This window comes from Ferdinandcohnia sp. SAFN-114, assembly GCF_059415045.1.
Window position 1 is genome coordinate 1 of record NZ_JBPFDQ010000121.1, and the last position, 12,331, is coordinate 12,331.

The following is a 12,331-nucleotide window of genomic DNA, read 5'->3' on the forward strand; positions in this document are numbered from 1 at the left end:
ATGTCACAATACTTATCTCAAGTATTGCCATTTTGGAGGTGTTTTATATTGTCTCACTATTTTAGGTTAGTCCAGAGTAAGCTAACTTACTCAAGCCCTTTTTATTTATTTTTTCAATTGAGCTAATAATCCGTTGTTGAAACAGTTCTTGCCTACGATTTTTTTATGTGCTATAATATTTTTCTGTGAGTAATTGAAATAATTGCTCCTTGCCCTTTTTAGGTAAAAGGGCCGTTAGTCCAAAAGGAGGTGTAACGTGATGAGAAAATACGAAGTTATGTATATCATCCGTCCAAACATTGATGATGAAGCGAAAAAGGCTTTAGTTGAGCGTTTTAATGGCGTTTTAACTGACAATGGTGCGGAGATTACAAACGTAAAAGAATGGGGTAAGCGCCGTTTAGCATATGAAATCAATGATTTCCGCGATGGTTACTACATGATTCTTAACGTAATGTCAAACGCTGAAGCAGTAAACGAATTCGATCGTTTAGCGAAGATCAACGAAGACATTATCCGTCATATCGTTGTTAAAGAAGAAGCATAAGAATTTATTAGAGTATAGGCTCTGTTTGAATATCCTGTTAGGAGATGGTTCTGATGATGAATCGCGTAGTTCTTGTAGGGAGACTTACAAAAGACCCTGAATTACGATATACACCAAGTGGAGTTGCGGTAGCAACCTTCACGCTCGCAGTGAATCGAGCATTTACGAATCAGTCAGGTGAACGTGAAGCTGACTTCATTAATTGCGGTGCGCCAAGTTTCGCATAAGCCTAGTTTACAGGCGAAAAGCGAGCGCCTTTCATCATATATAACTTCATCAATTACTCACGTAATACTATAGAAGTTATTTATTGAGAAAGGTTCAACTCTTTATTCGAATAGGTAAGTGAAATCCTTACCCTAGACAAATCCTCATTAGTCTAGTCCATAATACCCCTACGTGCTTCATATATTCATTCTATATGAGGTGCGAAGCTAGGTGAGGTCGTAGCCTGATGTCGTTCTACCAAACGACTATATGGAGCGGTGGTCTTTAAAAACAGTCCTATGATGACCTAACGGGAATCAGCGTATGTACGCATCGTGAATGAAGCCCTTCTTATGGTAGCAAGTGGAAGGATAATACGGAAATTGTAATGGGTTCTACGTTCTCATTACAACCTCTTATAAGGGTCGCAGTTCCTTATAAGTTGAACTAACCAGTTCGAGGAAGTTCTAGGTTAGTTAAATCCGTCGGTGTAAAGCTGGCATCTAAGGGATTGTAAAATAAGGGATAGAATAAAGGGAACTTGGGAAGCTCCGCTTCATCAAGGTGCGAATGAACACCGTCTGAGATGTTGCGGAGTGGCAGCGGTCCTGTAGTAGTGACGAAACAGGGTAATGCCTGTGGAGCGAAGGGGACCAGTAGTCTAGAGATAAATGTGTATCTTTCTCTTGTCTAAACGAACCCTAACCATTTAGGTTAGAGTGGGAGTCAAACAGTTAATTCATTCTCATCATGATACTCTCGGTTTTCAATCGAAAGGATATGATGGTATGAAGGTTAAAGGACAAGAGATAAAGAGCGAGATTGAGTTAATTTCAACACTCGATAGAATGTATGACCTATCTAAAAACGGTGATGAGCCATTTTACAACCTCATTGAGATGATGAAGAACGAGCAAACAATTCTGTCTGCCGTTCACAACATTAAATCTAATAAAGGAAGTAAAACAGTAGGTGTAGATTCCAAGGATATTGATTACTACTTACAAATGCCAAGTAGGAAACTCATAGGTATAATAAGGAAGGCAATCAATAACTACCGCCCTCTACCTGTTAGAAGGGAATATATCCCTAAAGGGAACGGAAAGGAACGACCTCTGGGCATACCCACCATGCTCGACCGCATTATACAAGAAATCGCCCGAATGGTAATTGAACCCATTGTAGAAGCGAAATTCTTCAAACATAGCTACGGTTTCAGACCTTATCGGTCTACGGAACATGCTATCGCGAGGATCATCGACCTTATCAGAAGGAACAACTTCTACTATGTCATTGAAGGAGACATCAAAAGCTTCTTCGACAACATTAACCACAACAAGCTAATTGAAATTATGTGGGGAATGGGTATCAAGGATAAGAGGTATCTATCTATAATCAAGAAGATGCTCAAGGCGGGAATTATGGATGACGGTGTATTCTTTGACAGTGAACTAGGGACTCCGCAAGGGGGCATTATCTCCCCGGTTTTAGCCAATATCTACTTAAATGGCTTTGATTGGATGGTTGCCAACCTTTGGGAAGAGCACTATGCTTCTTCTAGGGTCACAGAAAAGAATAAACATCGCTATCTGAGAAATGGTGGTCACACACCATGTTGGCTAGTTAGATATGCAGATGATTGGGTTATTTTGTGCGATTCACAGGAAAGAGCTGAACAAGTTCTAAATGTGGCATATAAATACCTCAAACACGTATTGAAGCTAGAACTTTCCGCTGAAAAGACTGTCATTACTGATGTTAGAAAGAAACCTATAAAATTTCTTGGTTTCGACATCATTGCTGAAAAAGCAAGGATGAAGGATATTATTGTGGGTAAGGCTATTCCGAATAGGAATAATTTAAATAAGAAGGTCAACGAGGTTCTTAAAGAAATCAACAAACTTCAAGTCTTCAAACACGACCATGATAGAGCGGCTCACATTGAGTTGATAAACTCTAAAATAGTCGGAATAAGCAACTATTACAGTATAGGAAACTCCAGTTTCCTAATGAAAAAGCATGACGCTAAGATTGATTACAGAGCGTTCAAGACTTTTAGAAAAATATATGGGCATGACTGGAAGAAAATGCGTCTTCCTGCTAAAAACCTCAACAATCGAATCGACAGACACAAAGATAAAAATACTCAGGTATATTTCATCAATGTGGATGACGTGAACATCGGTATAACAAGGTTTAGCTTTACAGCGAGCAGAAAGGCACTCAACTTCAACCAGAATATGACTCCATATACTGATTTAGGTCGAGAACTTTATGTGAAAGCTTCAGGAAAGCAACAACGTCTACTTAGACCTACGGTCTATAACGTGAGTGACCTGAAACTAACTGCTCTGCACCAATTGTTCCCAAAGAAGAAGAACGACAAGCTCTATAACTTCGAATATATGATGAATAGAGAGTACGCTTTTAACAGGGATAAAGGCAAGTGCAAATGCTGTAAGGAAGTCGTTGCTGGTTTTAACGTTCATTGCCATCATATTAATCCTTATTTACCACTTAATGAGGTAAATAAAGTCATGAACCTTGCAACAATCTGCAAGTCATGTCACTCAATTATTCATTATTTGAGTAATGTGGAAAAAGACGCTAAAACTATGAAGAAGATTGAGAAGTATCGAGAGAAATTAGCTAAGGCGAGGATAGATACACACGAGGCTTCTTAACTCGCGAGGGTTACTTAGTCACAAAGGGTGCTGAAAACACTACAGTAGGGTTCTGATGTAGTATGCACACTTAACTCTAGTCGATGGAACGCCGTATGCGGTGAAAATCGCACGTACGGTGTGGGGTGGGGGAAAGCTTAGAGATAACTTCAAAGAGTGACCTATCACCATTTGTATGGCGCCGACCAGCTGAGAATGTTGCAAACTTCTTGAAGAAGGGCAGCTTAGCAGGCGTTGATGGTCGTCTTCAAACAAGAAATTATGAAGGCCAGGATGGCAAACGCGTAGTGCGCCCATCGGGCGTAGTGAATAACCTGCTTGTAGCGTAAGCAGATGACCAATTCGTAACTTAGTGACAATTTCCAACGAAATTGTCAGGTCATTCACCAACAACCTTATCCGGATGGGAAACCTGATGGGGAGTGTAGCATGGTTGTAAAGCGGTAAGTTGAATAGTCATCAGTTCACAACTGAATCGCAAGGTGAAAAGATTAATGTAAACGAGGTTGAAGGCTAAACTGCTTGAACACTAATCCGAAGCGGAACAATGCCACCCATAACGAAAGATGGCTATACACGTTATGTGAGTTTGGGAATGAGTAATTAGACTCGGTGCTCATTCGATTACGAACCAAACTCGGCTATATACCATAGGTATAAAAGGATGAAAGGTGCAACCGACATTACATTAGACGCTATATTCATTACGTTGAATGGGGATTGCCTAAGTTGGAACGCTCGTAAGGGCTATAACTTTTAGATGTTTGAATATCCAATAAGGCAACGGAGTTCCCGTAGTAGTCCGAAATAGGGAAAGCCTATTACATGGCGAAGGGGAACAGCTTATTTGTTCAATACCTAATATGGAAAGGTGCGTGAGGCACATGAGAAATCCACAGGTAGTATTGAACAGTCTAGAGGGCAAGGATGAAAACTATGTATTCCATCGTCTATATCGAAACCTTTTTAACAAAGACTTCTATCTAATAGCATACGATAATATCTATGCGAAAGAAGGGAATATGACAGAAGGGTCAGACGGAAAGACAATAGATGGAATGAGCCTAAGTCGTATAGAAAAAATCATAAATAAGCTTCAAGACCAAAGCTATCAACCAAACCCAGCCAGGAGAACCTACATTCCTAAGAAAAACGGAAAGTTGAGACCTCTGGGTATACCGTCGATAGATGACAAATTGGTTCAGGAAGTATTAAGAATGATACTAAACAGTATATACGACAAACATTTCTCGGATAGGTCGCATGGGTTTAGACCAAATAGAAGCTGTCATACAGCTCTAGAACAAGTGCAAGCAACATTCACTGGTGCTAAATGGTGGATCGAAGGTGACATCGAAGGTTTCTTCGATAACATAGACCATCACGTTCTTATCAATATCCTAAGAAGAAGAATAAAGGATGAAAGGTTCATCAATCTCATCTGGAAATTCCTTAAAGCGGGATATATAGAGGATTGGCAATTCAACAACACTTACAGTGGCACCCCACAGGGTGGAATAATCAGTCCTATCTTAGCAAACATATACTTGAATGAATTAGACAGATATGTCGAAGAATACAAGGAAAAGTTTGATAAGGGTAAGAAACGGAAAAGGTCCCATGAATACAAAATGGCTTCTCAGAGACTTTACAGAGCGAGAAAGAAATTCAAAGAAGTTGAAGAAACTCTAAGTGAAGAAGAAAGGGAAAAGGCGATTGAAAATATCAAGAAATTGAGAAAAGAAATCGACAAACTCCCTTGTACCGACCCTTTTGACAAAAGCTTCAGACGTATCCAATACGTAAGATATGCAGATGACTTCTTAATATCAGTCATCGGTAGCAAAAAGGAAGCAGAACAGATAAAGGCAGACCTAACGGTCTTTCTCACAGAAAAACTCAACTTATCGCTCTCTCAAGAAAAGACATTGATTACACATGCGAGTTCTAAAGCCAAATTCTTAGGATACGAAGTTCATATCGGAAAGAATGATAATTCGAGTAAAGATAAGAATGGAGTATCAATGAGAAGATATAACAATGCGGTCAACCTATCACTCCCTAAAGAGACTTGGATTAATAAGTTATTTCAAATCGGCGCGATTAAATACGCAAAAGATAAGAAAAGCTTTAAGGCTATGCATAGAAGATACCTTGTCAATAACGATGACCTAGAAATTATTTCAGTATACAATGCAGAAATAAGGGGTCTGTATAACTATTACAGGTTAGCTAGTGATGTTCACATGTTGAACGATTTTAGATTCTGGATGAGATGGAGTTTGCTAAAGACTTATGCAAATAAGTACAAATCAACAGCATCCAAAATGGCGGAAAAGTTCAATGTACACGGTGAAATCGGTATTAAGTACAATACCAAAAAGGGAGAAAAGATTTGCTTCTTCCACAACGAACCGATAGGAAAAAGTGAAACATTAGCAAAACCCGAGGTTGACGTTATACCCAACAATCTAAGATATAGCTCAACAACGAGCCTAATCGACAGATTAAAAGCAGGAAAATGTGAATGGTGTGGAAGTGAAAATAACCCAGTTGAAATTCATCATGTGCGAAAATTAAATGCACTTGAAGGGAAAAAACAATGGGAAAAACACATGATAGCAAGAAACCGAAAAACTCTTGCTTTGTGCATACCATGCCACAAAAAACTGCACAGAGGGTTACTAGACTAACAATAAGTGGAGAGCCATATACATTGAGAGGTGTACGTATGGTTCGGGGGAGAGTTCTTGGAAACCTACTTAAAGACATCACTAATTTCAAGTTCGTATAGCACATATGACTAGATGAACGAGAAGATGGAATTTAAGAAAGGCGCTGGGTTCTTATCCTACTATGTTACTGAGGTTGTAGCAGAAAGTGTTCAATTCCTTGAACCAAGAAATGCAAATGACCAACAGCGTAGCGGTGGAGGAAACTTTGGCGGTGGCTATGGCGGTAATCAAGGCAGCTATGGTGGCAATCAAGGTGGTTTTGGCGGTAACCAAGGTAACCAAGGCCAAGGCGGCTATTCTCCATTTGGACAGAATCAGAACCCAAATCAAAACCAAGGACCTACAAGAGTAGACCAAGATCCATTTGCAAATGATGGACAACCTATCGATATTTCAGATGATGATCTTCCATTTTGAGAAGTGTAAGTGTGTGTAATGTGTAAATTGCATTAAACACCTTATGTATCAAGGGATTGTGTCTTTTTAACAGTGTGTAATCTTTAAAAGGTATTTCAAGGGATTTGGAGGATTATTTACACCTTTGAATTTTGTGTGTGTAATCTATTGAAAACTCTCACTGCTCAGGGGGATTATATGTTATACTGTGTGTAATGTGTAATTCTGATATGGAGGGGGCTATTTGCCTTTCTCCTTTGAGTGGAGGGGAGTGCCTTGAAGGTTGAAAAAACCCTGTCATCCTATGTGTTAGTGGATTCTAACATGAGGATTATTTCAGAGGTTTTAGATTTTACGAATACTCTGGAAAGCAAAGGATTGTCACCTAATACGGTAAAAAGCTATTTAGATGATTTAAAGATCTTCTATCTATGGCTTGAACGGGAAGGGTTAAAATTCTATGAGGTGAAGCCGTCATCCATAACCAGTTTCATTGAATACATCGACAGCAGAAAACCAAGTGGAAGAGTTGCCCCTGCAACGCTTAATAGATACTTGGCTACGTTAAGCTCGTTTTTCAGGCACTTTGAAGCTATTGGGGGATTTGTAGAAGAATCACCATTAGTCAAAGTCAGAGGCTATGCACCACATCAGAACATAGGTTATTTACGTCATGTAACGAAGAATTGGGATAAAGGTCTTCAAAGTTACTTTAGAAGAAAGTTAAAAAAGAAGAGTGACAGAAAGAGGCTATATTCTAATACGGTGCAGAAGTATTACCAAGCTATAGATAGGCTTTGGGGGGAAAACGAGTCCTTAATGTTTCGGAATAAGTTGATGTTTCGAGTATTATATGAAACGGGATTTAGGGTGTCTGAGCTATTACACCTTAGAATCAGTGATTATGACTATCCTGATCCAACAGAGAAAACAGGGAATATTTATCTAATTGAGAGGGAGAATGAACCCCTTGATAGACAATTGAAAACAGGTGAAAGAACCATACCTGTGTCATGGAAATTGTTACAGGCATTAGAGGATTATGTACTATTCCATCGCCCTCAAAAAGATGATATTGATTATATCTTTGTGTCACACTCTAAGAGTAATTTAGGGGAACCGATTGGTAGAACCTCGGTGGAAGATGTGTTAAATGATATTCAAGTGGAAAGTGGTATTGATTACTTCCGTTTGACACCACATTCTTTGAGACATACTCATGCTTCTGAGTTACAAGATATTGGAGTGGATGTAAATGTCATAAGAGAACGATTAGGACATCAGAGCATCGCTACTACTGCTAAATACGCAAAGCCTTCTGTTAAGACATTAGCAATGGCTCATGAGCGTTATTTAGAAAGTAAGAGGGGTGATTCGCTTGACTAATGTACTTCCTCTTATTGATATGAGTAAAGACACTTGGGTGTTTCCTGCAAGTGAGGATTTGTCTCCTTACACATTTCGGTTTGATTTTTTACCGAATGAATGGTTTAAGGAAACGATTAAGAAGATTACAAAGGAGTCTATTACAATTGGTAGGCTTAAACTCTCAACATTACACAGATACAACTATTCATTAGAGGTATTCTTTGAGTATTTAGAGGGTTATGATATTGTTCTTGATACGTTTGAGGAACTTACATTTGATATTGTAGAAGGATTCATTCACTACTTATTGGCAAATGTGAATAAACCACAAACGAGAGCTATATCGTTAGCTTCACTGAAACATCATATTAAGCATGGTCAACTCTTTGAGTGGGATGGATTCCCACAATACGAAGTGTTTGATGGGACTGAACAACGTACTTTACAAACAGAGGACTCGTTGAAAAGTATGCTTATAGATGATGATGTAATGGATTCGATTGATTCTTCACTTCGCCAAATGAAATCAACATTACAGCCAACTTTAGAATGCTTAAATGATGTTGTTCTTTGGACTTTAATTACTGTTGTTAGACATACAGGAGTACGTTTAACAGAGGCTTTGAACTTAAATAAAGACTGTCTACGAAGAGATTTAATGAAGAAATATCTTCTGGAAGTAGTTAGTTCCAAAAATGAGACCGAAAGGTTCATTCCTGTTAGCAAAGAGGTTTCGGTAGCAATTAAAATGTTAATTCAAGCTACGGAAGAACTTCGTTCTGAATTGAAGACCGATAAATTATTTTATTATTTTCAACCTATAAACAAGAAATATAAGCCTTTGAGACAAGTTACTGCAAGAGATTGGTTGAGAGATAAGTTTATCAAACGTTTTGATATTAGGGACAGCAACGGTGATTTGGCGGTAATAACGTATCATCAATTCCGTCATCAAATTGGAACCGATCTTCTAAATAACGGTCTAAGTACGTTTGAAGTTATGCAGTATTTGGGGCATGAGTCGATGCACTCTACTCGCCTATATGCCAAAGTCCGAAATGACAAACTCACGAAAGAGTATAAAAAGATTGGTTTTATTGGACTCGTAGAACGTAAGGTTGATGACATTGTAGATGAAAATGGCAAAAAACTTGATACCGAAAAACGCTTAATGGCACAGCTTCCAGATGGTGTATGTGCTAAACCGATAAACAAAAAGGTTGTAAATTGTAAAAAGCCAAATGCTTGTTTATTTTGCCCGAAGTTTATTACCACTCCTGAATTCCTTGAAGTTCATAAGGATCATTTGGAGCGTATAAGGGCAGATAAGGAACGATATATGGCACAAGACCTCATGGGTAGTGATTACCTCTTAAACGAGACTGAGAAGGCTTTAGAAGTGATTGTCAGCCGTTTAGAAGCCCTTCAACAAGGGGTGATGGTCAAATGACAATGAACAATAACTTGCCTTTGGTTGATTACACACCGTCTAAATCTGTAAAAGAGGCTCGTTGTGGCAATAACAAGTTCTCAGATGATATTTGGGACTTTAAAGGCTTTGTGGAAGCTCCACATTGGAATGATGCCAAATTTCGAATAGACTTTACTTCTTTTAGTCAATGGGAATCTATCAAGATTACGATTAAAAAGTATATTCATTCGGAATTACTCATGAACGGTTTCAATTCGGTGAAACGGAAGCATTCAGCATTTAAGCAACTTGTTGATTTTTTAAATGAAAATCATAGTATTGAGTCATTTCAAGACTTTACGGACAACACGATCCGAGAATACTTTCAATACTTGCTTAAAGCCATTAGTGAAAGAGGAACACCTCTTAGTCCAATGAGTATTAAAAAATCGGCACAAGTGGTAAAAGAATTGTTAATTCGAGGCGGTCAAAGAGATTGGGAAGTGCCGACAAACACTACCAAAATAAACAGCATATACAATGAATTAATCATTAATAACAAAACACTTAAAGAGGGTACGAAGTTTGGTGTAACCAACAAGGTTCTACCCGAAGAAGAAGTTATTAACAGGCTAATTAAAACGGCAAGAGAACAGCTTGAAAAGGGTGAGGATGTCCTTACTTCTGCAAGTATTCTTCTTTCCACTCAGTTAGGCCTTCGTATAAGCGAAGTTGTACTAATTCAAGAAGGCTGTTTAAGTGTTATAAACGGTGAGTACCAAATAACTTATCTGACTTCGAAAACACAAAAAACACCAGAACGGGTAACAAGACCTGCGAATGAAATAGTAGTTGAAGCAATTAGAGCCTTAGAGAAACACTCAAAGCCTTTAATAAGGCAGTTTGGTGAACCGTATCTCTTCTTAACTTATACAAACAGAAGAAAAGATCCAATCACCATTGCGAGTCACTCTAACTGGACAGCAAAAAGATTAAATCCTTTTATTAAAAAGCACGATCTGCGTGATGAAAAGGGAAATCTTTTAAAACTAACACAACACTATTTCAGACATATATTTGCGACTTATGCCCTTAAAGGTGGAATGAAACTCCACGATGTAGCTGAAATGATGAATCATAAGTCTATTATGATGACTGAGACTTATGACCATACCAAGGGACAAAAACAAGAGGTTATCAAGGATATTTTATCAGGTGAAGTTCCAGTGACAACGACTAATAAAATCGTACTGGAATCATTGGAAGGCGAAGAAAATCCGTTTAAAGGACTTACTACTGATCAAGTTGATAAAATGCGAAGAGCATTAAAGATAGAGCTATTACCTCATGGTATGTGTTTACATCACCCAATGCGTGGTGAACCTTGCGAACAAGATGGAGTATGCTTGGGCTGTCATGAATTCATAGCATCCGCAAGACACTTGCCTGTTTACGAAGCAAGGCTCGAAAGAGTCGAACAAGAATTAAATACTCTTGATAATGATAAGAGCATTTACACAACAAAACTTCGTTTTCAGCAAGGGATGTTAGAAAAATATGTTTCGGATTTACAAGAGAAACTGGCAGAGAAGGAATTCCAAGAGGCTCTTTTAGAAGTGGCAGGTGCTAAACATGACGAATGAGAAAAAACTAACTCTGGCAGAGCAAAATAGGCTCAGAACGACAGAGAAGGTCATAGAAGCTCTTGAAAAGTTGAAGAAGGGTAAAGATCCTATAACCATCAAAAGTGTTAGTGAGAAGGCAAATATATCACGAAAGACAATTTATAATCGACCTGATCTAAAGGCAATGATAGAGGAAACACAATCGCTACAAAGCGATTTAAACAGTTCTAAAAGGGAAGAACGTAAACCAAAGGGTTCAAGCCAAGCAGAGCAGATAAAACGTCTTAGAGAGAAGAATAAGGAGCTTGTAGAAGATAAGAAAATGATCTTAGAGCAAAATGCTATTCTCACTAAGAAAGTTACTGATTTACAAAATCGGATCGCTGACTTGGAAGATAAATTATATTCACAGGCTAATCTTAAAGTAGTGAATTTACCCCATAAATAACGTAGTATCAAATTTTGTCTGTAAGTTGGGATATATTGTTTCTGAATGAAACAAGTTTATCATAGCAGGAATTATTTAGATATTAAGTGAATAACTTTATAATCGCTCTGGATAAGAGAATAGATTGGGGGTATATACTTTATGAGCTACTTTGCATTCGTGTTGATAATTCTTATAGCACTGCTTGTGGATGTTTATTGGCTTGATGTTAATGGTAAACGTTGGGGTTGGATGAAAAATTGGTCTAAGCTCAATAAAACATTATTCTTTTCAGGTATTATTATTGTTTCAGCATTAATTTACTTTGCCTTCGGTGCGAAATATTTAAACTGATAAAGGCTACTATTTTACTTGAAACAATTAATACGAAAAGCGTGTGTTTTAATATCACCTAAAATAATTCGTAACGTCTAAAACCTCTGAAATCAGGGAACAATTTAAGGTATAGATTACACACGAATTATGGTATAATAACCTTACCCTTTGGAATACCAAAGATTACACACGTTAGAGTGGGCATAACTTCCATTCTAACTTGTAAGTCAATCATATAATCAACACTTAAAAGGAGGGAAAATCAATGGCAGGCGGACGTAAAGGTGGACGTGCAAAGCGTCGTAAAGTGTGTTACTTCACAGCTAATGGAATTACACACATCGATTATAAAGAAGTAGATTTACTTAAAAAATTCGTTTCTGAACGTGGTAAAATTTTACCTCGTCGTGTAACAGGTACAAGCGCAAAATACCAACGTAAATTAACAGTTGCTATTAAACGTGCTCGTCAAATGGCATTATTACCATATGTATCTGGTGAATAATAAAGAAAAGCGATGATTGAACTGACCTAGCCAAATGAGACATATATAAAACACCTATCCATATTAAATTTAACACTTTTTCATTAATTT

At 38.0% G+C, this 12,331-nt stretch carries 10 protein-coding genes and 2 pseudogenes; all 12 read left to right on the plus strand.

Translation table 11 applies throughout. The features are described 5' to 3' along the window. Positions 1 to 259 precede the first annotated feature (259 nt). The 12 genes and pseudogenes from rpsF to rpsR all read left to right on the plus strand — a co-directional run bounded on the left by rpsF (position 260) and on the right by rpsR (position 12,241). On the plus strand, positions 260 to 547 hold the full coding sequence (rpsF, locus tag ACR65M_RS24610; protein ID WP_341333442.1) for a 30S ribosomal protein S6: 288 nt from the start codon (positions 260 to 262) through the stop codon (positions 545 to 547). Between the two features lie 53 nt (positions 548 to 600). Then, positions 601 to 753 (plus strand): annotated as a pseudogene (gene ssbA / locus ACR65M_RS24615) (single-stranded DNA-binding protein SsbA); the annotation flags it as partial. Positions 754 to 1,542: 789 nt separating this feature from the next. Further along, entirely contained in the window at positions 1,543 to 3,438 is a 1,896-nt protein-coding gene (gene ltrA, locus ACR65M_RS24620; RefSeq protein WP_440274669.1) for a group II intron reverse transcriptase/maturase, read from the plus strand. 176 nt (positions 3,439 to 3,614) lie between these two features. After that, a pseudogene (locus ACR65M_RS24625) lies at positions 3,615 to 3,767 on the plus strand (single-stranded DNA-binding protein); the annotation flags it as partial. Between the two features lie 555 nt (positions 3,768 to 4,322). Then, positions 4,323 to 6,131, plus strand: coding sequence for a group II intron reverse transcriptase/maturase (gene ltrA, locus ACR65M_RS24630; RefSeq protein ID WP_440274670.1), 1,809 nt, complete (start codon positions 4,323 to 4,325; stop codon positions 6,129 to 6,131). Between the two features lie 126 nt (positions 6,132 to 6,257). Further along, positions 6,258 to 6,590: a single stranded DNA-binding domain-containing protein gene (locus ACR65M_RS24635; RefSeq protein ID WP_440274671.1), complete on the plus strand. Its 333-nt coding sequence runs from the start codon at positions 6,258 to 6,260 to the stop codon at positions 6,588 to 6,590. 255 nt (positions 6,591 to 6,845) lie between these two features. Beyond that, positions 6,846 to 7,955, plus strand: coding sequence for a tyrosine-type recombinase/integrase (locus ACR65M_RS24640; protein ID WP_440274672.1), 1,110 nt, complete (start codon positions 6,846 to 6,848; stop codon positions 7,953 to 7,955). After that, positions 7,948 to 9,387 (plus strand): tyrosine-type recombinase/integrase, encoded by a 1,440-nt coding sequence (locus tag ACR65M_RS24645; RefSeq protein ID WP_440274673.1) that lies wholly within the window; start codon positions 7,948 to 7,950, stop codon positions 9,385 to 9,387. Before ACR65M_RS24640 ends, ACR65M_RS24645 begins: the two co-directional genes overlap by 8 nt. Further along, a complete protein-coding gene (locus ACR65M_RS24650; RefSeq protein ID WP_440274674.1) occupies positions 9,384 to 10,991 on the plus strand; it encodes a tyrosine-type recombinase/integrase in 1,608 nt (535 codons plus the stop codon). Before ACR65M_RS24645 ends, ACR65M_RS24650 begins: the two co-directional genes overlap by 4 nt. Continuing rightward, complete coding sequence (locus ACR65M_RS24655) at positions 10,981 to 11,421, plus strand: DUF6262 family protein (RefSeq protein WP_278891766.1); 441 nt, start codon at positions 10,981 to 10,983, stop codon at positions 11,419 to 11,421. Before ACR65M_RS24650 ends, ACR65M_RS24655 begins: the two co-directional genes overlap by 11 nt. Positions 11,422 to 11,562: 141 nt before the next feature. Continuing rightward, a complete protein-coding gene (locus tag ACR65M_RS24660; protein WP_278891765.1) occupies positions 11,563 to 11,754 on the plus strand; it encodes a hypothetical protein in 192 nt (63 codons plus the stop codon). A gap of 247 nt (positions 11,755 to 12,001) precedes the next feature. Further along, positions 12,002 to 12,241, plus strand: a complete 240-nt coding sequence (rpsR, locus tag ACR65M_RS24665; RefSeq protein ID WP_010677416.1) for a 30S ribosomal protein S18 — start codon at positions 12,002 to 12,004, stop codon at positions 12,239 to 12,241. Positions 12,242 to 12,331 lie beyond the last annotated feature (90 nt).

Coding starts and splice junctions, on each gene's coding strand:
- rpsF (WP_341333442.1), top strand. CDS start 260: ATGAGAAAATACGAAGTTATGTATATCATCCGTCCAAACATTGATGAT.
- ltrA (WP_440274669.1), top strand. CDS start 1,543: ATGAAGGTTAAAGGACAAGAGATAAAGAGCGAGATTGAGTTAATTTCA.
- ltrA (WP_440274670.1), top strand. CDS start 4,323: ATGAGAAATCCACAGGTAGTATTGAACAGTCTAGAGGGCAAGGATGAA.
- ACR65M_RS24635 (WP_440274671.1), top strand. CDS start 6,258: ATGGAATTTAAGAAAGGCGCTGGGTTCTTATCCTACTATGTTACTGAG.
- ACR65M_RS24650 (WP_440274674.1), top strand. CDS start 9,384: ATGACAATGAACAATAACTTGCCTTTGGTTGATTACACACCGTCTAAA.
- ACR65M_RS24655 (WP_278891766.1), top strand. CDS start 10,981: ATGACGAATGAGAAAAAACTAACTCTGGCAGAGCAAAATAGGCTCAGA.
- ACR65M_RS24660 (WP_278891765.1), top strand. CDS start 11,563: ATGAGCTACTTTGCATTCGTGTTGATAATTCTTATAGCACTGCTTGTG.
- rpsR (WP_010677416.1), top strand. CDS start 12,002: ATGGCAGGCGGACGTAAAGGTGGACGTGCAAAGCGTCGTAAAGTGTGT.